24 protein-coding genes are annotated in these 26,302 nt (G+C 65.9%); 15 read left to right on the top strand and 9 right to left on the bottom strand.

Annotated elements, in window-relative coordinates; genetic code table 11:
• Nucleotides 1–5 precede the first annotated feature (5 nt).
• Entirely contained in the window at nucleotides 6–1,922 is a 1,917-nt protein-coding gene (gene typA, locus ACX1NL_RS04700; RefSeq protein WP_301613318.1) for a translational GTPase TypA, read from the bottom strand.
• 164 nt (nucleotides 1,923–2,086) lie between these two features.
• Between typA and ACX1NL_RS04695 the strand changes: the two genes are divergently transcribed.
• From ACX1NL_RS04695 to ACX1NL_RS04670, 6 genes are all read left to right on the top strand, one after another.
• Nucleotides 2,087–2,758 (top strand): Rv1157c family protein, encoded by a 672-nt coding sequence (locus tag ACX1NL_RS04695; protein WP_239306007.1) that lies wholly within the window; start codon nucleotides 2,087–2,089, stop codon nucleotides 2,756–2,758.
• Between the two features lie 3 nt (nucleotides 2,759–2,761).
• The gene (locus ACX1NL_RS04690; protein WP_458898736.1) at nucleotides 2,762–3,298 is read left to right on the top strand and encodes a DUF402 domain-containing protein; all 537 of its coding nucleotides are present in this window, start codon (nucleotides 2,762–2,764) and stop codon (nucleotides 3,296–3,298) included.
• Nucleotides 3,299–3,672: 374 nt separating this feature from the next.
• Nucleotides 3,673–5,379 carry an ABC transporter family substrate-binding protein gene (locus ACX1NL_RS04685; protein WP_458898735.1) on the top strand — a complete coding sequence of 569 codons (1,707 nt, stop codon included), beginning with the start codon at nucleotides 3,673–3,675 and terminating at the stop codon, nucleotides 5,377–5,379.
• 135 nt (nucleotides 5,380–5,514) lie between these two features.
• Complete coding sequence (locus ACX1NL_RS04680; RefSeq protein ID WP_458898734.1) at nucleotides 5,515–6,498, top strand: ABC transporter permease; 984 nt, start codon at nucleotides 5,515–5,517, stop codon at nucleotides 6,496–6,498.
• Nucleotides 6,499–6,509: 11 nt separating this feature from the next.
• Nucleotides 6,510–7,586, top strand: coding sequence for an ABC transporter permease (locus tag ACX1NL_RS04675; RefSeq protein WP_458898733.1), 1,077 nt, complete (start codon nucleotides 6,510–6,512; stop codon nucleotides 7,584–7,586).
• Nucleotides 7,583–9,550, top strand: coding sequence for a dipeptide ABC transporter ATP-binding protein (locus ACX1NL_RS04670; RefSeq protein WP_392399074.1), 1,968 nt, complete (start codon nucleotides 7,583–7,585; stop codon nucleotides 9,548–9,550). Before ACX1NL_RS04675 ends, ACX1NL_RS04670 begins: the two co-directional genes overlap by 4 nt.
• Here ACX1NL_RS04670 and ACX1NL_RS04665 read toward each other — a convergent pair.
• The 5 genes from ACX1NL_RS04665 to ACX1NL_RS04645 all read right to left on the bottom strand — a co-directional run bounded on the left by ACX1NL_RS04665 (nucleotide 9,537) and on the right by ACX1NL_RS04645 (nucleotide 13,190).
• Nucleotides 9,537–10,004 carry a hypothetical protein gene (locus ACX1NL_RS04665; protein WP_458898732.1) on the bottom strand — a complete coding sequence of 156 codons (468 nt, stop codon included), beginning with the start codon at nucleotides 10,002–10,004 and terminating at the stop codon, nucleotides 9,537–9,539. The two genes, ACX1NL_RS04670 and ACX1NL_RS04665, sit on opposite strands and share 14 nt — an antisense overlap.
• Nucleotides 10,001–10,762, bottom strand: coding sequence for an energy-coupling factor transporter transmembrane component T family protein (locus ACX1NL_RS04660; RefSeq protein WP_392399075.1), 762 nt, complete (start codon nucleotides 10,760–10,762; stop codon nucleotides 10,001–10,003). Before ACX1NL_RS04660 ends, ACX1NL_RS04665 begins: the two co-directional genes overlap by 4 nt.
• A complete protein-coding gene (locus tag ACX1NL_RS04655; protein ID WP_458898731.1) occupies nucleotides 10,759–12,090 on the bottom strand; it encodes an ABC transporter ATP-binding protein in 1,332 nt (443 codons plus the stop codon). The genes ACX1NL_RS04660 and ACX1NL_RS04655 overlap by 4 nt, the downstream gene beginning before the upstream one ends.
• Nucleotides 12,091–12,693, bottom strand: coding sequence for an ECF transporter S component (locus tag ACX1NL_RS04650; RefSeq protein ID WP_458898730.1), 603 nt, complete (start codon nucleotides 12,691–12,693; stop codon nucleotides 12,091–12,093).
• Between the two features lie 137 nt (nucleotides 12,694–12,830).
• Nucleotides 12,831–13,190, bottom strand: a complete 360-nt coding sequence (locus ACX1NL_RS04645) for a DUF2218 domain-containing protein (RefSeq protein ID WP_181888152.1) — start codon at nucleotides 13,188–13,190, stop codon at nucleotides 12,831–12,833.
• A gap of 114 nt (nucleotides 13,191–13,304) precedes the next feature.
• Between ACX1NL_RS04645 and ACX1NL_RS04640 the strand changes: the two genes are divergently transcribed.
• The 5 genes from ACX1NL_RS04640 to ACX1NL_RS04620 all read left to right on the top strand — a co-directional run bounded on the left by ACX1NL_RS04640 (nucleotide 13,305) and on the right by ACX1NL_RS04620 (nucleotide 18,844).
• The gene (locus tag ACX1NL_RS04640) at nucleotides 13,305–14,213 is read left to right on the top strand and encodes a DUF808 domain-containing protein (protein ID WP_458898729.1); all 909 of its coding nucleotides are present in this window, start codon (nucleotides 13,305–13,307) and stop codon (nucleotides 14,211–14,213) included.
• A gap of 21 nt (nucleotides 14,214–14,234) precedes the next feature.
• On the top strand, nucleotides 14,235–15,287 hold the full coding sequence (locus ACX1NL_RS04635) for a hypothetical protein (protein WP_458898728.1): 1,053 nt from the start codon (nucleotides 14,235–14,237) through the stop codon (nucleotides 15,285–15,287).
• Between the two features lie 53 nt (nucleotides 15,288–15,340).
• The gene (locus tag ACX1NL_RS04630) at nucleotides 15,341–15,760 is read left to right on the top strand and encodes a cupin domain-containing protein (protein ID WP_269509205.1); all 420 of its coding nucleotides are present in this window, start codon (nucleotides 15,341–15,343) and stop codon (nucleotides 15,758–15,760) included.
• A 138-nt stretch (nucleotides 15,761–15,898) separates the two neighbouring features.
• Complete coding sequence (locus ACX1NL_RS04625; RefSeq protein WP_458898727.1) at nucleotides 15,899–17,350, top strand: DUF4185 domain-containing protein; 1,452 nt, start codon at nucleotides 15,899–15,901, stop codon at nucleotides 17,348–17,350.
• Nucleotides 17,351–17,437: 87 nt separating this feature from the next.
• Nucleotides 17,438–18,844, top strand: coding sequence for a DHA2 family efflux MFS transporter permease subunit (locus ACX1NL_RS04620; RefSeq protein WP_458898726.1), 1,407 nt, complete (start codon nucleotides 17,438–17,440; stop codon nucleotides 18,842–18,844).
• A gap of 18 nt (nucleotides 18,845–18,862) precedes the next feature.
• Here ACX1NL_RS04620 and ACX1NL_RS04615 read toward each other — a convergent pair whose 3' ends face one another.
• Nucleotides 18,863–19,372 (bottom strand): pyridoxamine 5'-phosphate oxidase family protein, encoded by a 510-nt coding sequence (locus ACX1NL_RS04615; protein WP_181888147.1) that lies wholly within the window; start codon nucleotides 19,370–19,372, stop codon nucleotides 18,863–18,865.
• 81 nt (nucleotides 19,373–19,453) lie between these two features.
• Between ACX1NL_RS04615 and ACX1NL_RS04610 the strand changes: the two genes are divergently transcribed.
• Nucleotides 19,454–20,182, top strand: a complete 729-nt coding sequence (locus ACX1NL_RS04610; protein ID WP_458898725.1) for a spermidine synthase — start codon at nucleotides 19,454–19,456, stop codon at nucleotides 20,180–20,182.
• Here the strand turns inward: ACX1NL_RS04610 and ACX1NL_RS04605 are convergent.
• The gene (locus ACX1NL_RS04605; protein ID WP_181888145.1) at nucleotides 20,179–20,670 is read right to left on the bottom strand and encodes a 2'-5' RNA ligase family protein; all 492 of its coding nucleotides are present in this window, start codon (nucleotides 20,668–20,670) and stop codon (nucleotides 20,179–20,181) included. The genes ACX1NL_RS04610 and ACX1NL_RS04605 overlap by 4 nt on opposite strands.
• Nucleotides 20,671–20,680: 10 nt before the next feature.
• A complete protein-coding gene (locus ACX1NL_RS04600; RefSeq protein WP_458898724.1) occupies nucleotides 20,681–22,957 on the bottom strand; it encodes an ATP-dependent DNA ligase in 2,277 nt (758 codons plus the stop codon).
• Between the two features lie 35 nt (nucleotides 22,958–22,992).
• Here ACX1NL_RS04600 and ku point away from each other — a divergent pair, with 35 nt between their 5' ends.
• The 3 genes from ku (at nucleotide 22,993) to ACX1NL_RS04585 (ending at nucleotide 26,299) form a co-directional block, all read left to right on the top strand.
• Nucleotides 22,993–23,850: a non-homologous end joining protein Ku gene (ku, locus tag ACX1NL_RS04595; protein ID WP_239306024.1), complete on the top strand. Its 858-nt coding sequence runs from the start codon at nucleotides 22,993–22,995 to the stop codon at nucleotides 23,848–23,850.
• Nucleotides 23,851–23,959: 109 nt separating this feature from the next.
• Nucleotides 23,960–25,210: an ABC transporter substrate-binding protein gene (locus tag ACX1NL_RS04590; protein ID WP_239306025.1), complete on the top strand. Its 1,251-nt coding sequence runs from the start codon at nucleotides 23,960–23,962 to the stop codon at nucleotides 25,208–25,210.
• A gap of 3 nt (nucleotides 25,211–25,213) precedes the next feature.
• Nucleotides 25,214–26,299: a FecCD family ABC transporter permease gene (locus ACX1NL_RS04585; protein ID WP_239306026.1), complete on the top strand. Its 1,086-nt coding sequence runs from the start codon at nucleotides 25,214–25,216 to the stop codon at nucleotides 26,297–26,299.
• The last annotated feature ends 3 nt before the right edge of the window (nucleotides 26,300–26,302 follow it).

Genomic DNA, 26,302 nt, shown 5'->3' with positions numbered 1-26,302 from the left:
ACAGGCTAGCTGTTCTTCTGCTTCGCGCGGGAGCGGGCGCGGCCGCGCTCGGTGGCGTTGAGGATGATCTTGCGCACGCGCATCGCCTCGGGGGCGACCTCGACGCACTCGTCGTCGTCGCAGAACTCGATGGCCTCATCCAGGGAGAGGGTGCGGGCCTTCTGCAGCGTGACCGTGGCGTCCGCGGTGGCGGAGCGCATGTTGGTAAGCTTCTTTTCCTTGGTGATGTTGATGTCCATGTCTTCGTCGCGGGAGTTCGCGCCGACGACCATGCCCTCGTAGGTTTCCGCGCCGGGCTCGACGAAGAAGTCGCCGCGGTCTGCCAGCTGCTGCAGGGCGTAGGCGGTGACCTGGCCCGAGCGGTCGGCGACCAGGGAGCCGGTCGGGCGGCCCTTGATCTCGCCCGCCCACGGGCGGTGCTCGATGGAGTAGGAGTTGGCGATGCCGGCGCCGCGGGTCTCGGTGAGGAAGGTGGTGCGGAAGCCGATCAGGCCTCGCGACGGCACGTCGAACTCCATGCGCACCCAGTCGCCGGAGCCGGTGTTGGACATCGAGGTCATCTGGCCCTTGCGGTTGGCCATCAGCTGGGTGACGGCGCCCTGGTGCTCGGACGGGACGTCGATGATCATGTGGTCGTACGGCTCGTAGGTCTTGCCGTCGACCTCCTTGGTCACCACCTGCGGCTTGCCCACGGTCAGTTCGAAGCCTTCGCGACGCATGGTCTCGATGAGCACGGTCAGGGCCATCTCGCCGCGGCCCTGCACCTCCCACGCGTCCGGGCGGTCGGTCGGCAGCACCTTGATGGAGACGTTACCGATCAGCTCCTGCTCCAGGCGGGCCTTGACCATGCGGGCGGTGAGCTTGTCGCCGCCGTTGCGGCCGGCCATCGGGGAAGTGTTCACGCCGATGGTCATGGAGATCGCGGGGTCGTCGATGGCGATGCGCGGCAGCGGCTCAACGTTCTCCGGGTCGCAGAGGGTGTCGCCGATCATGATGTCCTCGACGCCGGAGATGGCGGCGATGTCACCTGCGACCACGTCGCCGGTGGCCGGGACGCGGTCCAGGCCCTCGGTGACCAGAAGCTCGGCGATCTTCACGTTCTTGACCTGCTGGTTGCCCTCGGAGTCGTAGTGGACCCAGGCGACATTCTGGCCCTTCTTCACGGCGCCCTTGTACACGCGGATCAGCGCGATGCGGCCGAGGAAGGAGGAGGAGTCCAGGTTGGTCACCTGCGCCTGGAACGGCGCGTCGATCTCTGCGGACGGCTCCGGCAGCACGTCGTAGATGACGTCGAACAGCGGCTGCAGGTCCTCGTTGTCCGGCAGGTTGCCGTTGCCCGGGTTTTCCAGGGAGGCGCGGCCCGCGCGGCCGGAGGTGTAGAGTACCGGCAGCTCGAGCAGGTTCTCGGCGGCCTCGGCGGCCTCCGGGTCTTCCAGGCCTGCGCCGAGCTCGAGGAGCAGGTCCTGAGCCTCCTCGACAACCTCGTCGATGCGGGCGTCCGGGCGGTCCGTCTTGTTCACGCAGATGATGACCGGCTTTTTCGCCTCGAGTGCCTTGCCCAGGACGAATCGGGTTTGCGGCAGCGGGCCTTCGGATGCGTCGATAAGCAAAACGACGCCGTCGACCATGGACAGGCCGCGCTCGACCTCGCCGCCGAAGTCGGCGTGGCCCGGGGTGTCGATGACGTTGATGACCAGGTCCGCGCCGTCCTTGCCCTTGCCGGCGCGACGGATGGCGGTGTTCTTGGCCAAAATGGTGATGCCGCGCTCGGACTCGAGCTCGCCGGAATCCATCACGCGGTCGCCGTGTTCGCCGTGGTCGCCGAACACGCCGGACTGCTCCAGCATGGCGTTGACCAGGGTGGTTTTACCGTGGTCGACGTGGGCGACGATGGCTACGTTGCGAAATTCAGGGTGCGACACAGAGATAGGTCCTTTGCGTTGGCGGAAATAACGCCTAAACGATACTCCCGCCTGCGCTGAATCGCATTATCCCGCCTGCGAACCGCAGCCTGCGCGCGCACGATTCCCACAGTAATATCCCAGTTCCGCTTGACGTTGTTACGGATGTGACTAATGTGGCGCAAGTGCACAACTATCTTTCGCTCTCCAGGACCGTCGTTGCGGCGGTGTGCGCTGCCGGTTTGTTGGTGACCGGAGGCGTCGCTAAGCAAACTGCTTCTGCGCAGTCCTCTTTCCTCGACCCGCTGGGCCGGCCCACGCCTGAGACGGTCGCGCGCGTGAACGCGTTCGCAGACCAGCCTCACGTCCCGCAGGCAGTGGGCAATGCGCTGCGCACTGCGGTGCAGTTCTACGCAGGCGGCGATGAAATCGGAGGACCGCCCCTGCCTGCCGACGCCCCACGGTTCACCCAGTTCTACTGGCCCACAGTCTCCGGCAACTGCATCGGCAAGGGACTGCACTCCACCGCTTCCGCGATCGCGGTGCCCGGCCCGGCCCAATCCCCCGCCCCGGGCGCAAAGGCGGGCCAGACCACCTTCGTCTTCACCGCACTGGGCACCCCGGCGGCCGCGAAGGAACAGGGCGGCATGAAGGTGTACTGGATCAACCTGGGCAATTTCCGCACCGGCGTAACGCCGTTGGGCAATAACGGTATTAACCCAACAGGACCGGCCACCCTGTCCGCGACCGCGGACACGGGCTCTGGGCGGGTTCTGGCAGTCGTTGACGGGAGTGTGCGCACCGTCGACAAGCTCTGTCCCTTCGCACCGACCGCCGCATCTATTGACGTGAGGTAACCAATGGCCGCCGATCTGCACCCCGTGAAGCAGGAGACGTTCGACACCGCAACGAACATCAACACCGACCCGAAGGGGTTTCTGCGCGAGGTGGACACGTTCCACGTCACCGACTTCGGCCTGTACATGGGCCGCGGCGCCGACCACCCGGAGTTTGGCTACCTGGAGAGCTGGCTACTGCCGGAGCTTGGGCTGCGGGCAAACATCTTCCACTGGCGCGAAGACGCTGGGTACGAGCATGACTTCTACTTCGATATCGCCGACATCGACATTGATGGCGACGTGTGGCGCACCCGCGACCTCTACGTCGACATCGTGTCACTGACCGGCAACCCGATCGACGTGCTTGACATCGACGAGCTCGCCGCCGCCACGTCTGCCGGCTACATCACCGCCGAGGACGCCGAGAAGGCTATCGACGTCACGCTGGCCGCCGTCGAAGGCATCACCCGCCACGGCGACGACGCCATGGAGTGGCTACGCGCGCAGGGTATCGAACTGACGTGGGCAGAGAACGTGGAGCTGACACCGGTCGGGTAATTCACCTCGCGTTCACCCCATCCACCGCCACGGTGGATGGGGTTTTTGCGTTCTGTGAATATCATTCACATTTTCTATAGTCCGGCAGCTTTTGGTGTTCACACGTTACACCCGGCATGAAGTGCGAGTTTTTCGGAACATTCAAGTTTGCTGGAGGCAAGCTGGGCATAAAACGCAAAATACTTTCCCAAATCAATGTGAACTGGATGACACGTGCGGTAGGTTGTGTTCAACCTGATTCACGTCGTGTTTACCGAACGGTGCTGTACGAACCGTGTGCAGGGGCCGCCGGAAGTTTCTCCGGCACCATTGCCCGCCTTGGGCAACCGTCGCAAAGCAATCTGCGGACGGACGACCTACGAAAGGAACTGACCATGAGCAAACGTCTCCGTGTCGCGGCCCTCGCCGGCCTCTCCTCCATCTCTCTCGTCCTCGCCTCCTGCTCCTCGGACGGAAACTCCGAGGGCACCGCCGCAGGTGGCGGCCAAGACACCGCTAACACCCAGGCAGAGAAGTCCGGTGACAACGGCGAGCAGCTCGAGGTCAACGCAGCGGGCGACTACAACCCGCTCGAGCGCGACCAGATCCAGGACGGCGGCGAGCTCACCCTCGCGATCACCGAGATCGCCGAGCAGCAGAACCTGTTCCACGCGAACATGAACCTGTACACCCGCTCGCTGTGGACCAAGTACAACCCGCAGCTTTCGCTCTTCGATGGTGACGGCACCTACCACCCGAACCCGGCGTACCTCACCGATGTGAAGGACGAGGTTGTCGACGGCAAGACCGTGGTCACCTACACCATCAACCCGGAGGCCAACTACAACGACGGCACCCCGATCGACTGGACCGCCTACGAGAACACCTGGAAGTTCAACAACGGCACCAACCCGGACGTGCAGGTCAACTCCACCGACGGCTACGAGCTGATCGAATCCGTCGAACGCGGCGAGGACGACAAGCAGGCAGTGGTCACCTTCAAGCAGGCGTACCCGTGGTGGGAAGGCCTCTTCGACTCCCTGGTCCCACCGCAGGTCAAGGACGCGGATACCTTCATGAACGCCTACCTCAAGCAGGTCCACCCCGAGTGGGGCGCAGGCCCGTTCAAGGTGGAAAACGTGGACTTCGAAGGCGGCACCGCGACCTTCGTGCCCAACGAGAACTGGTGGGGTGAAAAGCCGAAGCTGGACAAGATCACCTACCGCCAGATGGAAGACCAGGCGTCCCTGAACGCCTTCCGCGCAGGTGAGCTCGACGCCACCGGCGTGGGCACCCGCGACCGCCTGGCCACCGCGAAGGAGATGGGCGATGCGGTGGAGATCCGCACCGCGCTGCGCCCGTCCACCTTCCTCATGACCATCAACTCCACCGCCCCGGGCCTGGAGGACATCAAGGTGCGCGAGGCGATCATGCGCGGTGTGGACCGCGAGCAGCTCGCCGCCATCCGCTTCCAGGGCCTGGGTTACGAGGAGGACCTGCCGGGCTCGTTCAACCTCTTCCAGACCCAGGACGGCTACGAGGACAACTTCGGCGAAGTAGTCCAGTACGACCCGGAGAAGGCCAAGGAGCTGCTGAAGGAGGCCGGCTACGACGAGGCGAACCCGCTGTCCATCCGCTACGTCACCCTCGGCGACTCCCCGATGGTGCAGGCCACCACCTCCGCCATCCAGGCGATGCTGCGCAACATCGGCATCGACGTCCAGGTGGAGGAGCGCCCGAGATCCGACTTCTCCAAGGTCACCGCTGAGCGCGACTTCGACCTGTTCATGTCCGGCTTCAACTCTTCCGACCCGTTCGGCGTGGCGTACTTCGGCCAGATCTACGCCTCCGACTCCGAGCTGAACAAGTCCGCCACCGGCACCCCGGAGATGGACAAGAAGATCGAGGAACTGCAGCAGATCGCGGACGCGGACGAGCAGATCAAGCGCGCCAACGAGCTGGAGAAGGAAGCCCTGCAGCAGTACGGCATCATGCCGTACGCCAACGGCCCCGAGATCGTGGCCGTGAAGAAGGGCCTGGCCAACTACGGCGCCAACTCCTTTGCGGTCCTGCCGATCGAGAACGTGGGTTGGGCGAAGTAACTCCCCCCACCTTCAACCTGGTGAAACACCCGCGATGAGTGTGAGCCCGCCCAGCGTGAGCGCTGGGCGGGCTTCCGCACTTGCATCGCCGAATAACCTCCTGCACACCCGCTGACACCGGAACTGAGAGCGCACATGTTTCGATACCTGCTCAGGAAGACGCTGAGTTGGGGCCTGATCGTTTTCTTGGCCACCAACCTGACCTACTTCCTCGCCAGCTTTTTCCTCGACCCGCGAGCCAACTACTTCGGCCGCCGCCCACCTTTGCCCGAAGACCAGATCGACGCTCTGCTCGAGCCGTTGAACCTGAGCCCCAACACCCCGCTCCTTGAGCGCTGGTGGACCTGGCTCACCGGCATCCTCACACGCTGGGACTGGGGCAAATCCCCGCTCGGCGACTCGGTCAACGAGCAGGTCTCTTACCGCATCTGGGTCTCCGCCCAGCTGACGCTGTTCGCGACCCTGCTGTCCATCATCATCGGTGTCGCGCTCGGCGTATACACCGCATCGCGCCAGTACAAGCGGGCGGACCGCATGTGGCAGGGCATCTCGATCATCACCATGAACATCCACGTGGTTGTGGCGTCGATCGCCGTGGTGTGGTTCGGCCTCAAGGTCAACGAGTGGACCGGCAAGCGCATCTTCTACGTCACCGGCGCCTCCTCCCCCGGTGTTGAAGGCTTCGGCGCGAAGATGGTGGACTACGCCCAACACCTGGTGCTTCCCACCCTGTCACTGTTGATCATCTCGTACGCCGGCTACCACTTCATGCAGCGCACACTACTTCTGGATAACCTGAACGCGGACTACGTGCGCACCGCTCGCGCGAAGGGGTTGACCAAGGCGAAGGCGGTGCGTCGTCACGCATTGCGCACCTCGCTGATCCCGGTGGCCACCTCCGTGGCGTTCTCCGTGCCCGGCATCTTCACCGGCGCCGTGATGACGGAGCGCATCTTCGCCTGGCAGGGCATGGGCCAGTACTTCATCCAAACCATTGCGCGTAACGACGTCCACGGGGTCGTCGTCGTGGCCGCGTTCGGCGCCGCCATGACGGCCGTCTCCGCCATCCTGGCGGACCTCGTCGTCGTTGCCCTCGACCCGCGCGTGCGCGTGAGCTAAGGAGCACCGAAATGGCACCGAACACCTCCCGCGGCGTATCCCGCAAACTGAAAGATCCCCGCGCGCACAGCTCGACCAGCCTGGGCATGCACGCGAACATGCCGCTCAACGACCTCACCGCCATCTCCGAGACCGGCCGCCAGGCTGATGGTGTGCGAAGCGAGGAGCGCGACACTCCTCCGCCCGCCCCGAAGCAGGGCAACAGCATCGACGACCAGCGGACGATGCGCGCGACGCGGAAGTCGAAAATCTACTTCCGCCGCTTCATGCGCAACAAGGCTGCGGTCCTCGGCCTGATCATTTTCTTCCTGCTGGTCTTGCTCGCCATCTTCGGTAAATTCCTCACCCCGTGGAACTACCAGGACCCGGACTTTTTGAACCTGTCCGTGCCGCCGTCGTCAGAGCACTGGTTCGGCACGACGGATTCCGGCAACGACCTCTTCGCCCAAGTCGTCCACGGCCTGGGCCGCTCGCTGACGATCGCGGTGCCGGCGTCGATCGCCACCACCATCATCTCCGCGCTCATCGGCGCGGGCGCGGCGCTCTACGGCGGCAGCGTGGAAAAGGTTGTCCTGGCCGTCATCCACTTCCTTCTGGCAGTGCCGACCTTCCTCATCATCGCCCTGCTGGTCTCCGGCTCCGGCGGCGACTGGAAGGTGCTCACCGTCGTGCTCATCGCTTTCGGCTGGATGTACTCGGCGCGTGTGATCTGGTCGCTGTCGCTGTCCATCCGCGAAAACGACTACGTGCGCGCCGCGAAGTTCATGGGTGTCTCCCGCCCGAAGACGATCATGCGCCACATCATCCCGAACGTCGCCTCGCTGCTGATCATCCAGCTGATGCTGGGCATCGTCTCCACCATCATGTCGGAGACCGCGCTGTCCTTCCTCGGCCTGGGCGTGAAGCTTCCCGACGTGTCCCTGGGCACGCTGCTGCAAACGGGCACGTCGACGCTGATCACCGCCCCGTGGCAGTTCTACTTCCCGGCGCTGATCCTGACCCTGCTCACCGTGTCCATGGCGTTTATCGCAGACGGCCTGCGTGACGCGCTCGACCCGAACTCGAACTCCGGAGGTTCCGCAGCATGACAACCAGCATCCACAACCCCGGCGGCGCAGGCTTCGGCGGCGCGGCCCCGGCACCGACGGGCGACCCGGTGCTTTCCGTGCGCGACCTCAACGTCTCCTTCCCGTCGGAGGCAGGCGTGGTGCGGGCGGTGCGCGGCGTGGACTTCGACCTCTACCCCGGCCGCACCCTCGGCATCGTGGGCGAGTCCGGCTCCGGCAAGTCCGTCACCTCGCTCGCGGTGATGGGGCTGCTCCCCGAGTACGCCAACGTCACCGGCTCCGTGAAGTTCGCCGGCGACGAGCTGCTGGGCAAATCCGATAGCGCGATGTCCAAGATCCGCGGCAACGGCATCGGCATGATCTTCCAGGACCCGCTGTCCGCGCTGACCCCGGTCTACGACATCGGCACCCAGCTGGTGGAGGCCATCCAGGCGCACAACAGCATCCCCAAGTCCAAGGCGATGGACCGCGCCGCGGAGCTGCTGGATCTGGTGGGCATCCCGGAGCCGAAGAAGCGCTTGCGCTCCTTCCCGCACGAGTTTTCCGGCGGCATGCGCCAGCGCGTCGTCATCGCGATTGCGATCGCGAACAACCCGAAGGTGCTCATCGCCGACGAGCCCACCACCGCGCTCGACGTGACCATCCAGGCGCAGATCCTCGAGGTGATCAAGAAGGCCCAGCGCGAAACCGGCGCCGCCTGCATCATGATCACCCACGACATGGGTGTCGTCGCCGGCACCGCGGACGACGTGCTAGTGATGTACGGCGGCCGCCCGGTGGAGCGCGCCGAGGTGCACGAGCTGTTTGGCAACCCGAAAATGCCGTACTCCGTGGGCCTGTTGGGCTCCACCCCGCGCGTGGACCAGCCGTCCACCGAGCCGCTGACGTACATCGACGGCAACCCGCCAATGCTTATCGACGTCGCGGACCGCTGCCAGTTCGCCCCCCGCTGCCCCATCGCCGTAGACGAGTGCTTGGCCAAGGAGCCGGCCCTGGTCCCGGACAAGGGCGACGACGATGAGCACCTGGTCGCCTGCATCCGCCGCGATGAGATCGTGGAGGGCAAAATCGACGGCAAGCCGCTCTTCCCCGCTCCGAAACTGCCGGAGAACAAGTACGCGGGCATACCTCGCGAGGACCGCGAAATCACGCTCGAGGTAGAGAACCTCTACCGCGCCTTCCCGCTGACAAAAGGCGCGTTGGTCAAGCGCCGCATCGGCACCGTGGAGGCCGTGAAGAACCTCTCCTTCGACGTGCGCGCCGGCGAGTGCATGGCCATCGTGGGAGAGTCGGGCTCGGGCAAGACCACCACGCTGATGGAGATTATGAACCTCGAGCCGGAGCCGGATTCGCGCATTGTCATCTGCGGCCAGGACGCGGCAAAGATGAACACCGCGCAGCGCCGCGAGGCCCGCAAGAACATCCAGATGGTCTTCCAGGACCCGATGAGCTCGCTGAACCCGCGCATGACGGTGAAGGAAATCATCCAGGAGCCGCTGGACGCACTCGGCTACGAGGGCGACAAGGACGCCCGCATCTCCGAGCTGATGCGCACCGTGGGGCTGGACGCGAAGCAGATCGACCGCTTCCCCGGCCACTTCTCGGGTGGCCAGCGCCAGCGCATCGGCCTCGCCCGCGCCCTTGCGACGAACCCGTCGGTGATCGTGCTGGACGAGCCGGTCTCTGCGCTTGACGTGTCCATCCAGGCGGGCGTGATCAACCTGTTGGATTCGCTCAAGCGCAAACTCGGCTTGTCCTACCTGTTCGTGGCCCACGACCTGTCGGTGGTGCGCCACCTGTCGGACCGCGTGGCGGTGATGTACAAGGGCGACTTCGTGGAGTTCGGCGAAACCGACGACGTCTTCGACAACCCCCAGCACCCTTACACCAAGGCGCTGCTGTCGGCGATCCCGATCCCGGATCCGGACGCGGAGCGCGCGCGTGTGCGCACGGTGTACACACCGGAGGAGGTCACCCCCTCCTAACCTCCACGTTCACCGGGAGTGCGGGCAGGAGTTTTTCCTGCTCGGCCCACATGTCCCACCAGGGTGCGTAGCCCGGGTCCCGCTTCAGGGCCCGGGCTTTTCGCATCTCTTCGGCCGCGACAACCCTCAGCGTGTCCACGTCCCCGCGCGCTTTCGCCTTGCTTATCGACGCCTCCGTCACCGCCCCTACCCCCTCCACCACGAGGTCCGCGCCGGGCACGAGCGGCACCCACTCCGCGCGCCGGTTGTGTTCCCAGTCCCAGCGCCAGAACCCGGGCGTCGCCGGGTCGAGGACGTCGTCGGCGACCATGCGGGCGCCCTCGGCAAGCCCGCCCCAGCCGGGGTAGAAATCGTCCAGGTGCACCACCTGGATGCCCAGTACGGAGCCGATGTGGTTGGCGAGGGTGGTTTTGCCGGAGCCCGAGAGGCCGTCGATAAGCAGCGTATACGTCATCGCACCGCCCACACCGGGCGCAGGTAGCCGGTCGCCCACGCGAGCGCGAGCGCGGCGAGCGCGACGGCCAGGCAGGCGGCCATGACCGCCCAGTCGCGGGAGTGCAGCTTGGATTCGCGCGCCCAGGAGCGCTTGTTCGGCCCGCCGAAGCCGCGGGCTTCCATCGCGGTGGCGAGCTTGCCGGCGCGGCGCAGCGACATCACCAACAGGCCGAACGACAGGGAGAACCAGTACTTGATTTTTCCCTGGTCGGCGATGCCGCGGGCGCGGCGGGAGCGGCGCATGGCGTCGAGGTCGTCGCGAAGCAGGGTGAGCATGCGAAGTGCCGCGACGGTGCCGATGACGAAGCGTTCCGGCAGGTGCAGCACTTGCGCGAGCCCGTCGCCTAAGTCGGTGGGGTCCACGTCCGCAGACAGCAGCACCACCGGCAGCGCGATGGCGAGCACGCGCAGGATCACCGCCCACGCGAGTGACACGGATAGCTCGGTGACGTGCACCAGGCCCCACTCGAGGTAGGTGTCCCCGCCCGCCTGGCCGTAGAGCGCCATGGGGATGCCCGCCAGCGGCGCGATGAGCAGGATCGGCAGGGCACGCTTGAAAAAGCGGCCGTAGCCCAGCCCGCAAACAGGCACCATGAGCAGCGTGAACGCAAGGACGAAGGTGGCGGAGACCCAGTCGATGGTGAACATCAGCGGCGTGGTCAGAAGCACCAGGCCGAGGATGCGGGTGACGGGGTTGATGTCGCGCAGCAGGTTCATCGGTCGCCTCCGGCGACGATATTTACGATGTGGTCACCCAGGGAGGCGATGAACGCCTCATCGTGGGTGATGGACATGACGGTCACGCCCTGCTCCGTCAGCTCACGGATCAGGCCGACGAGCTCGACGAAGGTGCGGTCGTCCTGGCCGAACGTGGGCTCGTCCAAAATGAGCAGCTGCGGGGCGTTGACCAGCGCGGTGGCCACCGACAGGCGCCGCTTCTCGCCGCCGGAGAGGGTGAACGGGTTGGCGTTCACCAGGTGTTCCAGGCGCAGGCGCTGCAACAGGTCGTCGATGTGCTCCTGCGGCGCGCCGGACAGCGCCATCTCCTCGCGCACGGTGGCGGTGACGAACTGGTGCTCCGGTTCCTGGAACACGTAGCCGATGCGGTTGGCCAGATCCTTCGACGACCACTTGATCGACGGTGCAGTCAGCCCCTGCCGGATCGTCTCCGAGTACTCCACCTGGCCGCGCTCTGGCGGGGTCAGCCCCGCCAGCACCTGCACCAGCGTGGTCTTGCCGGAGCCGTTCTCGCCGGTGATCACGGTGGAGTACCCCTCCGGCGCGCGCATGGTGCGCGGCGGCCCGAAACGCGTGAGCACCTCCTGCGTTGCGACGGCTGAAGGCACCCCCGCCGGCACCCTTTTCGCAGGCGGCAGCTCAGGCGCGTCCGGCAGCTCGTCCGCGCTGATGCGGGAAAGTCCGGTCTGGTCCAGGCGGTAGTAGGAGTCCACCACGTGCGCCCAGTGCTTCGGGCGGTGCTCCACCACAATCAAGGTGGCGCCGGTGAGCTGGCAGACGTGGTCCACCGCGGCGATGACCTCGTCGCGCCCGCGCGGATCCAAGTTGGCGGTGGGTTCGTCCAGGATGAGGATGTCCGCGCCCATCGCGATTACGCCCGCCAGCGCCAGGCGCTGCTTCTGCCCGCCGGACAGGTGCGCGGTGCGGTGATCCAGGGGGACGTCGAGACCCACTGCGTCGAGGGCGCTCCGTACCCGCGGCCAGATCTCCTCTCGCGGCACACCGAGGTTCTCGGCGCCGAAGGCGACGTCGTCGCCCACCCGCGACAGGATTGTCTGTGATTCCGGGTCCTGCAGCACCATGCCGACGATCCCGTTCACGTCTAAGGTGCCGGCGCGGCTGCCGTCCTCGGAGTCGTCGATAAGCTTCGCGATGACCGCAAGCAGCGTGGACTTGCCCGAGCCCGAATCGCCGGTGATGAGCACCCGCTCCCCGCGCGCGACGTCGAGGTCGACGTTGGAAAACGCGGGCTGCGGGCGCGTGGCGTGCTGGTAGGTCAGCCCGCGTGCCTGGATGGCCGGCGACATTTACGCGGCGGTGTTGAAGCGCTCGCGGCCTGCGCCGAAGCGGTCCAGCGCGCCGGTCTGCGCCAGCGCCTTGACCAGGTAGTAGGCCACTACGCCGGCGAGGACCGCACCGGAGATGATCAGGCAGGTCAGGTAGATGAGGTTGAACTGCAGGCTCATCGCGAGGTTCGGCGTGAGGAACAGCTCCAGGATGAACGCGCCGACACCAGCGCCGATACCGGAAAGCACCGCCGTGGACAGGCCGAAACGACGGTAGGCAAAGATGAGGAAGACCAGCTCCGCGCCCAGGCCCTGCGCGAGGCCGGAGTACAGCGTCTCCGGGCCCCACTGGCTGCCCAGCACCGCGGAGACAGAGGCGGCGACGACCTCGACGAACAGCGCCGCGCCCGGCTTGCGGATGATCAGGCCACCAAGCACGCCGCCGATGAGCCAGATACCCACAGCCAGACCGCCCAGGCCCGGAGTCAGGGCGTCGAGCGCCTTAAACCCTGCGTCGCCAATGCTGTTCCACACCCAAAACAGCAGGCCGCAGGCCACACCCAGCACAGCGGCGGTGACGATGTCCACGACGCGCCAGGAGTTCTTCTTTGCGGGCACAGTCATGTGCGAATCTTCCTTCCTATCGCCGGCATTACCCGGATCAGGTTCTACGGTTCGCCGAACATCCTCGGCGTCTCAGCCACCGCGTTGTTGCGCGGCAGCACCCGTGTGGGGCATTCAGTTGTCGCAAAGATATTACATCATTGGCTGGGCGGCTCCGGCTCGGAGGCTGTGAAGCTTTGCCCAGGCCCGTCGCCGCGTTGCCACTGCACGGCCAGACCGTCGCGGGCACCGAAACGCACCAGATGCGTGCCGACGACGCGCTCGAAGCGCTCGACCGCGTCGGCCGTGCCGTCGATACGCATGTGCAGCACCTCCTCCCCCGCAGCGAGGCTGCACGTGGTGCCCTCCCCAGCATCTTCTGGCGCGGGGAATGTAATCGCACCCTCGCTGGCATCCTCGTCCCACGACGCCTCGACTTTCCTGCTGAAGTGGGAAGCGAGCTGTTTGCCGTAGCGCTCGGGACGGGCTGTTTTCACGTTGGCCTGTGATGTCTGCATGCCACCACCCTAACAGAGGTTAGGCAATCCTTACCCCACGCCGCGAGGCCGGTTACACCTGTTTCCGTATACTGGCCAAGTTACTTTTCCCCACCTCCCGAGGAGAACCCCCACATGGCCGGTGGCCTACTCGCCCTGCTCGACGACGTCGCCCTGATCGCCCGCCAAGCCGCCGCGAGCATCGACGACGTTGCCGGCATGACCGCAAAGACGTCTTCGAAGGCCGCCGGCGTGGTCATCGACGATGCCGCGGTGGCCCCGCAGTACGTCGAAGGCGTGACGCCGGCGCGCGAGCTGCCGATGATTTGGCGCATCACTAAGGGCTCTCTGCGCAACAAGCTGGTCTTCATCCTGCCGGTCGCGCTGCTGCTCAACGCGTTCGCGCCGTGGGCGCTGACCCCGATTCTCATGCTCGGCGGCACCTACCTCGCGTTCGAGGGCGCGGAGAAGATCGCGCACAAGCTGTCCTCCAACGACGACGAGGAAGCCGAAAAAGCCGCCAACAAGTCCGACCAGGACGAAGACGAGCTGGTCAACAGCGCGATCCGCACGGACCTGATTTTGTCCACGGAGATCATGTTCATCTCCCTCGATGAGGTCAAGGATCAGTCGGTGTGGATGGAAGCCGCCGTGCTGATCGCGGTGGCGATCTTCATCACCATCGCCGTCTACGGTGCAGTGGCGCTTTTGGTCAAGATCGACGACATCGGCCACGGCATGATCAAGCGCGGCAACGCCCCGAAGACCGGCCGCGCGCTGGTCAAGGGCATGCCGTACGTGCTCAACGCCATCGGCATCATCGGCACCGTGGCAATGCTGTGGGTGGGCGGCCACCTGCTCATCCGTGGCTTCGACGAGGTCTTCGGCTGGCACTGGCCGCACGACGTCATCGCCATGGGCCAGGAGGCCGTCGGCGGCGGCGCGCTGGGCTGGCTGGTGGAGACCGGCGTTTCCCTGGTGGCGGGCCTTGTCGTCGGTTTCATTGTGCTGGGCGTGGTGCAGCTGGTGAAGAAGCTGCGCTAGCTCCTGCCTACAATTTTGTCCATGGCAGCCAAGCAGTACTCTCTCGCCCCGTCGACGTGGGGTGCCGGCGTGGAAGTCCCGGTGGACCACGTCTCGCAGGCCGCCCTCTTCTCCGATTTTGCGGGCCGCAAGGGCACCACGTACGTCGATGTGGTGTTGGAGGCGAACCCGCTGAACCGCTCGTGGCGCGTGCGCCGTCGCAGCGGCGGGGAGCTGCCGGGGCCTGTGCTCGGCGAGGTCGCGCCCGAGTGGCGCGCCCACTTCGACGAAGTGGAGCGCGTCCACTCGTCGTTTCTGCAGCCCGCCACGGTGGCCGCGGTCAACCTGAATAAGGACACGGGGCGTTTCGACGTGCACGTGGTCCTGCCGGAGCCGCAGCTCGCGGTGCCGCGCAACAACGCGCCCGAAGAAGCTGCGGTGCTGCTGCCGGGAGACATGCTGGTCATCGACACCTCCGTCGGCGAATTCGAGGCCGCCGAACTTTCCGCCCGCTCCCCCGGCCAGTGGTTCGTGGGGCTTGTGCCTATCGACGGCACTCCGCTGGCCACCCTCGACGGCCGAGTCCTCGGCGCCATCGCCGAGCCCGACGGTGAGGCCGTACTCGCGTGGCTGTCACAGTTCCCCAACGGCGGACTCTGGGCACGCGCGGTGATACTCGACGGCATGGCCGCCCTCGACGCGGCCAGCCCAGGCGAGGGCACCGAGCAGATCCCCGCCTTGAGTGCCGCGCCGCAGCGGCGCCCGGAGCCGTGGCAGCTCATCGAGTTCCCCGGCGGCGGCTGGGCCGTCACCGTGGAGCGCGACTTCGCCACCGACCCGGCCGACGAGGTCAAGCCGAAGCACACGGCCCGCTACGTCTCGCTGGGAGGCGGGGCGCGTCCCGAAGAACTCTCCGCGCCGACAGAGATGTTCGGCCGCGTCGACGAGCCCGCCGAAGCCGAATCCCCGAGGCGGCCGGAGCCGACCGCCGTGGCTGCGCAAAACACCCGGGACGGCTACCTCACCGAGGTGGAGAAAGTCCAGCTCAGGAGGAAAAATAGGAAGCGTCGGCGGGGCGGACGCCACCGTCGATAAGCAAAAGCTCCTAGGCTGAGGTGTGCACAACTTCCGACAACCGAGGAGGCATGATGGCCGACCAGGGACCGAACCCGTTTGTGGTGGACATTGAGAAGGCGACGCTGGACAACGAGGCGTTCCGCGACACGCTGTGGACCGGCAAGAACCTGCAGCTGACCGTGATGACCATCCCGGTCGGCGGCGAAATCGGCGCCGAAATCCACGACGACCACGACCAGTTCCTCCGCCTCGAAGAAGGCGAGCTGCGCGCGCAGATCGGCCCGTCCGAGGACAACCTCGAAGTAGACGAAGTGATCAAGGCCGACTGGGCCGCATTCGTGCCGGCCGGCAAGTGGCACAACTTCGTCAACGAATCCGACGCGCCGGCGAAGCTGTACTCCATCTACGCCCCGCCGGAGCACGCCCCCGGCACCCGCCACGAGACGAAGGCGGACGCCGACAACGACCCGCAGGAGACCGACGCGGTCTAGACGCAACGCAGGTCACAGCCCGGAAACGAACGTGTTGTTTCCGGGCTTTTCCGAACGCCTCCTCAGCGCCGTTTCAGGTGCTAGAGTGCTCGATGGTTCTGAAATGTCTAACCAACATCTGTAGAAAAGGCGAGCCTCATGCGCACCCAGACAACCCCGAAGATCCTTATCAGCGCTGGTGTGGCTAGCGCCCTCGCACTGTCCGCCGTGGCGGTGCCCCAGGCCCACGCAGAGTCGAGCGTGTCCAGCCTGTCTTCCTCCTCTGGCACCCCCGCGAAGAAGAAGCGCGACAAGAAGCCCTGGGTGCCCGTGGAGCCGCCGAAGAAGACCGCGTCGAAGCCGCTGCGTCTCCCCAACGGCACCACCATCCAGGTCATGGACGACGTGCTGGGCAAATACTCCGCCCACACCGGTTTCCGCTCCGGCGACCTGGGCGCAATGGCGCCGATGGGCAACGGCGAGTTCGCCATGATCTTCGGCGACTCCTTCCGCGGCAACTTCGGCCAAGGGTGGATGAGCCCCGTCGGCGTGGTGGCCAAGATGGACGAGGACGGCTTTATCAAGATCCTCCGCCCCATCGACAACACCTCCGAGGTCAGCGACATGATCTCGTACCACCGCATCAACGACAGCACCCTGATCCCATCCGACGTGATCAACGTCGACGGCACGCTGTACCTGCACGGCACGTTCCATGCCCCCTTCGGCACCGTCGTCTCCTCCAACGTGTGGAAGTCCGACGACGGCGGCAAAACCTGGAAGGAAATCAGCTCCACCCCCGGCAACCACATGCGCGGTATGACGCAGCTGATCAGCTGGGACAATGGTCCGGACGGCTACATCTACGCCACCTCCACCAAGTTCGGCCGCGAATCGCCCGTGTACCTGTGGCGCTTCAAGCCGGAAGACATTGACAAACCGGGCAACTGGGAGGGCTACAGCGCCCAGATCGACGACTGGTCCAACCACGCCGAGCCGATCCTGAAGAACAACGTGAAGGCTGGCGAGATGTGCCTGCGCTACATCGACGGCCACTGGGTCCTGGTCATGTTCAACGAGGACTCGCAGGACGTCGAGGTGCGCATCTCCGAGACCCTGGGGCGCAACTGGGACAACGTGCGCGTGGCCAAGATCGCGCGGAACGGGTCCTGGGACAACGAGCAGACCCCGCTGAACTGGTCGCAGCCCTACGGCGGCTACATCGTGCCGGGCTCGCACCTGGACGACATGGACATTGTCGTCTCGCAGTGGAAGACCTCCGACAACAGCCGCTACACCGCCACGCAGTTCAACGTGAAGGGACTGGACGAGGTCTACGGCATCGACGCGGACGAGGTGCGCGAGGAGCCGGAGGTCACGGCCGTCAAGCAGGGCTCTGGGGCGACCCCGGACATGGAGGCCGAGGACAACTTGGTCAACGACAAGCCGGATCTGTTCATGTCATCGGAGGACAGCAACGCGCTGAGCACGCTTCGCACCGTCGGCATCATCCTCGGTGTGCTCGCCGGCATCGGCGTCATCGGTGCAGCGACGCTGCCGATGTACCGGGACATGTTGCCGGAGCCGATCCAGCAGATGCTGCCGATCTAGGCCTTCCGTTCACGCCCAGCAAAGCCCAGTATCATCTCCCCGGTGCAGGAAACCTCAACTCGTTCTCCGTGGCCGGCCTTATGGTCGATGATGCTGGGATTTTTCATGATCCTGGTGGATTCCACCATCGTTTCGGTGGCTATCCCCGCAATCTCGGAGGGCCTCGGCGCCTCGTACAACGAGGTCATCTGGGTAAACTCCGCGTACCTTTTGGCGTACGCGGTGCCGCTGCTGATCACCGGCCGCCTCGGCGACCGCTTCGGCCCCCGCACCATCTACCTGATCGGCCTAGCCCTGTTTACCGCGTCGTCGCTGGCGTGCGGGTTGGCGTCGTCGTCGGCCGCGCTGATCGCGGCCCGCGCGTTCCAGGGCTTGGGCGGGGCGATGGTCACCCCGCAGACGATGTCGGTGATGATCCGCACCTTCTCGCCGAAGGAGCGCGGCGGCGCGATGGGCGTATGGGGCGCCACGGCGGGCCTTGCAACCGTCACGGGTCCACTGTTGGGCGGTGTGCTTGTCGACGCCTCCGGTTGGCCCTGGATCTTCTTCGTCAACGTCCCCGTCGGTGTACTCGGCCTGGTGTTGGCCTGGATCTACGTGCCGCGCCTGGAAAAGACGAACCGGCACTTCGACTGGGTGGGCGTGGGCCTAAGCACCGTGAGCATGTTCTGCCTGGTCTTTGGCATCCAGGAGGCGGAGAACTTCAACTGGGACTGGCGCGTGTGGGCGCTGGTGCTCTTCGGGGCGGCCACGATGGTGCTGTTCTTCCGCTGGCAGGCCCGGCAGGGCGACAGCGCGCTGGTGCCGTTGGCGCTGTTCAGCGACCGCAACTTTTCGCTCGCCGGCGCCACCATCTCCACGGTGGGTTTTGCCATCTCCACCTACATCATCCCGTGGATGATCTACGTGCAGACGGTGCAGGGCTTCACCCCCACCGAGGCGGCGCTGCTAGTTCTGCCGTCGGGCGTGATCTCCGGGCTGCTGTCGCCGTGGGTCGGCAAGCTGACCAACACGCACGACCCGAAGCCCTTCGCGATCACCGGCCTGACCCTGGCGGCGGCGTCCATGGGCGCCTCCGCGCTGATCACCACCCCGGCAGTGGACCCGCGCTGGATGTACGCCGTCGCTGTGGTCTACGGCGTGGCCAACTCCCTGATGTGGGGCCCGCTGTCCATGATCGCCACCCGCAACCTGGACCCGCGCCTGGCCGGCGCCGGCTCGAGCGTGTACAACACCACCCGCCAGATCGGCGCGGTGATCGGCTCGGCGGCGATCGCGGCGATGATGTCGGCGCAGCTCGCCGCAAAGCTTGGCGACGGCACCGGCGCCGGCAACATGGCCAACACTGGCCAGACCACGGGCCCGCTCCCGGAGGCGCTGCACGAGCCGTTCGCGCTGGCGATGGGCAACTCGATCTGGCTGCCGTGCGCCGTCATCGCCGCCGGCGCCGTCGCCGCGTGTTTCTTCGCGCGGACAAAGTCTTGGAACGATTAGGACAGCATTTTAGCGGCCTCAGAGTTGGATGCGGATGCGTTCCCACTCACCGAATTCATCGATGTTGTAAATCACCCGATCTGAGTGCATCCGGTCGTCCCAGATATAGGTGAACTCGAAATGATAAGGCTTGACGCACCACACGTTGAGCCGCTCGCCGCCGAAATCGCGCGACGTTGTGCCACGCACGCGCACCGCCCGTCGCAGCGGCTGCCACCAAAATACCAGCGACGCCAAATCAGTCTTTTCGAGCTGCTCAACTTTGGCCGTACGGGTCGCGGTGCCGAAGTGGAAGCCTTTCTCGTCGAGAGAAATGATGTCGACGATGCGCGCATCAGGCCGGGATTTCTCGTCCACAGTGGCTATAGTGACTGCCGTGGGGTCTCCCACGTTGTGTTCCACCGCATCTTTGAACCACTGGGCGAAGAGTTCGTTGGGGTCGCGAGGAAGTGGGCTCAAGTCGACCTCTGAAAGCGAGGCGTGCGACTTCGGCAGCTCACTGATATAGTCCTGCGACAAATACACCATATGACGATTCTACCAACCCCGCCTACCCCCAGCGGCGGTTCCGGGTGCGATACCGGCCACACAACAGGTATGCATACTCCCATGTCCAACCGGAGGCGGAAACCGCGCGCGCCGAAGAAACGCATCGAGGGCACTTACCCCATCGACACCGGCACCGCCACCATCGTTGCGGACCCGGACCGCGACGGCGCATACGTGTTGGAGGTCAACCAGGTGCCGTCATCGTACGTCGTGCCCGGCGCGCCGGAGGTGCTTAGCTACGACTACATGGAGTGGATCGCGGACTTCATCGAGGCCGCGGACCTGCCGGAGCCGTTTGCCGCGGTGCACTTGGGCGCGGCCGGCTGCGCGCTGCCCAGCTACGTGCAGCACCGGTGGGACAGCCGCAACATCGCGGTCGAGCTGGACCGCGGGCTGGCGCGCCTGGTGCGCGAGGCGTTCGACCCGCCCGTGGAGATCGCGGTGGCGGAAGCCCGCGCGTTCACCCACGCGCTCGCGCCGGGGTCGGTGGACGTGATCGTGCGCGACGTCTTCGCCGGCCCCGACACTCCCCGCCCGCTGACCACGGTGGAGTTCTACCGGGCCGCGCACCGCGCGCTCACGCCAGGCGGGTTGTTCGTGGCCAACGTCGGCGATGTGGCCGGCCTGCCGCGCACCCGCTCCACGCTTGCCGGGCTACAGCAGGTCTTCGACCACACCGCGGTCAGATATGCGGGCCGCGGTTACGGCAACGTCGTCGTCGCCGCGTCCGACAACCCGCTCCCCGGCACACAATTGCCTATCGACGGCGCTTCGCCCGTCCACGACTAGAACTCGAATTCAGTGCCCAAACTCGGCTGGTAGAACACCGCCCGCTGCGCGGTGAGCTCCTTGAAGTGCGGCGAGGTGACCTCCTGCAGCGCGGCGATGTAGTCCGGGACGATGCGTTTGGGCAGGCGCAGCCCCATGGTCAGGTGCGGGATCCAGCGCTCGCCGCGGCCCTCCGGGTTCGCGGCGCTGACGGCACGGGCCGCGCGCTCGAGATCCTCCGGTGCCTCGAGCAGCCAGGCCACGGTCTGCTTGGACTTGGTGCCGAAGATGGCGACACCGGAACGGCGTAAAGCTGCAGGCAACACGGGCGGCAAAAGGTCGCTCGCCGCGGCGATGGCGCGGCGGTGCATGGCGGGCGCGAAAGTGACGGAGATGTGCGGGCGCTGGTGCTGCTGCGGAAAGCCACGCTCGGCGAGCTCGGCGTAGATCGCGCGCACGGCCTGCTCCTCTGCCTCGGGAAGGCGCAGCAGAATGTTCTCGGGCGACACCGATTGCTCCTTATACTTCCCAGCGGACCTGGCCGGGGTCCTTGTCCTCGCGCCAACCCCTCCATGATGCCTGGCGCACTTTCCTATCCGCGGTCGCGCCCGCGAGCTGCACCTCGGCGACGAACTTCGGGGTCACCCACCAGGCGTCTTTCGCGTCGGAGGCGGGGATGTCGATGGGCGGGGTTTTCCGCTCAGCGCGGCGCAGCTTGCGGCGGATCTCGGCGAGCTGGGCGTTGGAAAAGCCGGTGCCCACTCGTCCCGCGTAGCGCAGCTCGCCGGTATCGTCCGGCACCGCGACCAGCAGCGAGGCGATGCCACGCTTGCCGGTGCGCACGCCCACGACCACCACTTCCTGGTGCAGGGCGCGCTTGACCTTCAGCCACGCCCGCGAGCGCTCCCCCGGCGCGTAGGCGGCGTCGGTGCGCTTGGCTACCACGCCCTCCAGACCGAGCTCCTCGGCGGCGCGCCACGCGGTGTCGAAAGAGCCGGTGTACGCGGGCGGGATGACCACGTGCTCGGTTTCGTCGAGACGCTCGAGCAGCTCGCGGCGGGTGCGCCAGGGCTCATGGGTGAGGTCGCGCCCGGCCAGGCGCAGCAGGTCGAAGACCATGTAGCGCAGGTTTGCGTTCGTGCCGTGTTGGTCGGCGTGGTGCAGGGCGGAGAAGTCTGGCCTGCCGTCTTCGTCGAGGGCGACGAGTTCGCCGTCGACGCGGCCGCCGTCGACAAGCAATCGTGCGAGCTCGTCGGTGTAAGGGAAGAGGTGCGTGTAGTCCTTGCCGCTGCGGCTGCGCAGGCGGACCGCGTCGCCGACGTCCGCGAGGATGCGGTAGCCGTCCCACTTCATTTCGTAGGCGAATTCGGCGCCGTCTTTGTGCTCGAGGGTGATGTCGCCGCGGGTGGCGGCGGTGGGCAGCATCGGCGCCAGCACGGGCGCGGCGCTGGGCTGGCTGCGGGTGAGCTTGAGCAGCCAGTTTGTCTCGTCTGTGCGGATCAGCGCGAAGCGGCGCGGGATGCCGCCCAAACCGCCGCCGTCGCGTCCGCGGAGGACGGCGATGATTTCGCGGTCGCGCCACTTTTCAATCTCGCAGGTGCCGATGTCCCAGATTTTCACTGTGCCCGCGCCGTACTGGTCCTTCGGGATGGTGCCCTCGAACTCGGCGTATTCGATCGGGTGGTCCTCGGTCTGCACGGCGAGGCGGTTGACGTCCGTTTCCAGCGGCGGGCCCTTCGGTACCGCCCAGGAGACGAGCACCCCGTCGTGCTCCAAGCGGAAATCCCAGTGCAGGTGGGAGGCGTCGTGCTCGCCGATGACGAAGATCGGCTCACCCGCGCGCGGGGCGGGCGCGGCGTCGGGAACGGGCTCGCCGGTTTTGCTCTTGTCGCGCATGGAGCGGTAGGTGGCCAGCCGGTCCTCCCCCGCTGCGCCGAGGTCGGCGATCGGGTCGAGCCCGTCCTCCACCCGCGCGATGACCTCGTCGAGCTCCAGCTGCCGCAGCGCCGGGTCCGCGATCTCCTCCCACGTGCGCGGCGCCGCCACGGTGGGGCGCTCGCGCCCGCGCAGCGAGTACGGGCTGACGGTGGTTTTCTTCCCGTTGTTCTGGCTCCAGTCGATGAACACGCGCCCCTTGCGCTCGGCCTTCGCCATGACGGCGGTGATGCTGTCCGGGTGCGCGCGCTGCAGGTGCTGCGCAAGGGTTTTGGCCACGTTGGTCACAGCAATGGCATCGCTGGTGCCGTCCAGGCCCGCGTACAGGTGGATGCCTTTGGACCCGGAGGTCACCGGCACGCAGGTCAGTCCCATGTCTTCGAGGATTTCGCGGCACATCAGCGCCACCTCGGCGGTGTCGTGTAATTCGACGCCGGGGCCCGGGTCGAGGTCCAGCACCAGCCGGTCGGGGTTTTGCGGTTTGCCGTCCGCGCCGAAGCGCCACTGCGGGGTGTGCAGCTCGAGTGCCGCGACTTGGGAAAGCCACGCGAGGGTGGCGGAGCCGTCGATAAGCGGATACGCGTTGACGCTCGTGGTGTGCTGGATGGTGCCGGTGGGCACCCACGCGGGCGCGGAACCCTCGAGGTCTTTGCGGAAGAAGCTTTGCTTATCGACGCCTTCGGGCCACCTCTTCCTGGTCACCGGACGCCTCCTGACCTGCGGGACGAGTACGTCGGCGACCGCCTGGTAGTAGCGCATGACATCGGCCTTTGTCGTGCCGGTGGCCGGGTAGAGCACCTTGTCCAGGTTGCTCACGGTGAGCTCGCGGCCGCCGACGCGGACCCTCTGGTCGTTCGCCATGGCCCCACTGTAGAGGCGTGCGTAGAGTGAGGCGCATGCGCGCAGTATGGACAGGTTCCGTCACATTTGGCCTTGTCAACGTCCCCGTCAAGGCGTACGGGGCGACCGAGGACCACGACTTGTCGTTCCACCAAGTCCACGACAAAGACGGCGGGCGAATCCGCTACGAGCGGCGCTGCGAGGTCTGCGGCGAAAAGGTGGAGTACAAGCACATCGACAAGGCGTTTGAGGAAGACGGCGACACCGTTGTGCTCACCGACGAAGACTTCGACTCCCTGCCCGAAGCAGACAACGACGAAATCGAAGTCGTGCAGTTCGTCCCCGCCGACCAGATCGATCCGCTGATGCTGGAGAAGTCCTACTACCTGGCGCCCGAGGGCAAAACGCCGAAGTCGTATCTGCTGCTGCGGCAGACCCTGCTGGATTCGGAGCTGATCGCCGTGGTGCGCTTCGCCCTGCGACAAAAAACCAGGTTGGGCGTGCTGCGGGTGGTGAACAAGGTCATCGTGCTGCAGGGCCTGATGTGGGCCGACGAGGTGCGCGAGCTCGACTTCGACGACGAATTCAAAGGCACCAAGTCCCGCGCGAAGATCGGCGAGAAAGAGCTGAAGCTATCCAAGCAGCTCGTGGAGTCCTACGCCTCCGACTTCACGCCCGAAGAGTTCGAAGACGACTACCAGGCCGAGCTGCGCAAACTCATCGACGCGAAGTTCGAGCAGGGCGAGACCCTGGACACCGAGGCGACGTTCGGTTCGGATGGTTCGGAGGACGGTTCCGGTTCCGAGGACGACGACAACGTGGTGGACCTGATGTCCGCGCTGAAGGCGTCGCTGGATAAGCGGTCCTCCGGTGGTGGGAAGTCTGGGTCTGGGAAGAAGGGCAAAAGCGCTTAGCCCCACTGCTCCCCCCGTGACAGTTGACACTCAACTTAGGCTTACCTTAGTGTCGCCATAGTTCCTGCAATTTAGCTTAGGCTAACGTCACCTAACGAAGGGAAACGTAGTGAAACGTTCACACCGGATCGGCACCCTCGCCGTCTCACTTGCCACCGTCTGCGGACTGGTCGCCTGCTCGAGCGGCGAGACGGCCCCCACTGCCGGCAACGAAACCGGCACTGAGGTCAGCGCCGAAGTCAGCACAGAGGCGGGCGGCACCGCTGCCAGAACTCAGACCCGATCCGCCGAGGGCGCGGTCACCGTCACCGATGCCGCCGGCCGCACGCTCCAGTTCGACGAACTGCCGGAGCGCATCGTGCTGGCGGAGGGCCGCGCGGCGTACGCCACTGCCCTGCTGCAGGACAATCCGCTGGACAACGTCGTCGCCTACGGCCAGGACTTGGAAAAGGCGGCCGGGGCGTTCCGCGAGAAACTCTTCGAGATGCAGCCAGAAGCGAAGGACATGCCGGAGATCGGCATGATCCAGAAGGGCGACGTCACCGTGGAGAACCTGCTGGCGCAGAAGCCGGACGTGGTGATCATGACGCTGGACCAGAAGAAGTCCGTGGAAGAAAGCGGCTTCATCTCCGATTTGGACGCGGCCGGCATCACCTACGCGTTCATCGATTTCCGCCAGAAGCCGCTGGAAAACACCACGGTGTCCATGCAGCTGCTGGGCGACCTGCTCGGCCAGAGCGAGCGTGCGCAGAAGTACAACGAGTTCTACCAGGCCAAGGTCAAGGAGATCACTGACCGGGCGGCGAAGATCACTGATAAGCCGGATGTGTTGCTGTGGACGGCCGCCGGGTTCAGCGATTGCTGCGCCGTCGCCGGAGATGTGCACTTGGGCACCCTGATCACGGCAGCTGGCGGGCACAACTTGGGCCCCGAGGTGCTCGGCCCGGAGACGAAGACCATCACCCCGGAGAAGCTGGTCGAGCTCAATCCCGACAAGCTCATCGTCACCGGCGGCGAGTGGGCGCGCGACCCGAACAAGGCAGACACCTTCCGCCACGTTGAGCTGGGCTACCAGTCCAACCCCGACCTCGTGCTCGAAACGTGCGAAGGCCCGCTGCAGCAGCCGGGCATGGAGCTTCTCGACGCACCAAAGGAAGGCAACTACTTCGCCATCTACCACCAGTTCTACGACAACCCCTTCAACGTGTTCGCCCTCGAAGCGTTTGCGAAGTGGCTGCACCCGGAGGAGTTCGCGGACCTGGACCCCGCGCAGGACTTCAAGGACTTCCACAAGGAATGGCTGCCGTTCGAGTACAGCGGCGTGTTCTTCGCCGACCCAGCACACCCGGAGGCGATCTAGGGCATGACCACGCACGTGCCCGCGAAACCTGACGTGGCTGAGGACGCCCGCCAGACCGCGATTGACAGCTACCTCAAGCGCGGGCGGAAGAAGTCCTTCGCCATTGCCGGCCTGCTGGTCGCGGTAGTGGTGAGCTTCCTGTTTGCCGTTGTGGTCGGCCCGATCGACATCGCTGCGGCCGACGTGTTTAACGCGGTGTTCCGCCCGGAGCGGGTGGACGAGCAGACCCTGGTGGTGATTCGCACGCTGCGCCTGCCGGCCGCGGTGATGGCGGTGCTGTGCGGTGCCGCGCTGGGGCTTGCGGGCGGCCAGATGCAGACGATTTTGGACAACCCGCTGGCGGAGCCGTTCACCCTCGGTATCTCGGCCGCAGCGGCGTTCGGCGCCGCGCTGTCCATCGTGATGGGCTGGTCGCTGGTGGCCAACCCGCAGTTCAACCTCGCCGCCACCGCCGCGCTGGCGGCGCTGATCGCCGTGGCGATTGTGGCGGGCGCTTCAGTGTGGCGCGGTGCCACGGCCGAGTCGATGATCCTGCTCGGCATCGCACTGTCCTTCTTCTTCCAGGCCTTGCTGTCGCTGCTGCAGTACGGCGCCAACGTCGAGGCGCTACAGCAGATCGTCTTCTGGACTATGGGGTCGATGCAGCGCGCAAATTGGACAGCGAACATCATCCTCGCTGTTGTCCTCGCTGCGGCGATCCCGTTCTGCGTGGCCAACGCGTGGCGCCTGACCGCGCTGCGGCTTGGCGACGACCGCGCCGCCGCCCTCGGCATCGACGTCAAACGCCTGCGCCTTGCCACCCTGCTCGTCGCATCGTTTTTGGCGGCCGCGTCTGTGGCGTTTACCGGCATCATCGGGTTCATCGGGCTCGTCGGACCCCACGTGGCGCGCATGCTCGTGGGCGAGGACCAGAAGTTTTTCCTCCCCGCCGCGGCCGCCGCGGGCGCGATGCTGCTGAGCCTGGCGTACGCCGTGTCGCTGTCTATCATCCCCGGCCTGGCCATCCCGATCGGCATCATCACCTCGCTGGTCGGCGTGCCGTTTTTCGTGTTCCTCATCTTCACCCGTGCCCGCCGGAAGGGGGCCTAAAAC

This window comes from Corynebacterium sp. CQ3829_602738, from assembly GCF_054478435.1.
The sequence above is the reverse complement of the archived record's forward strand: the minus strand, read 5'-3'. Positions and strand labels throughout refer to the sequence as shown.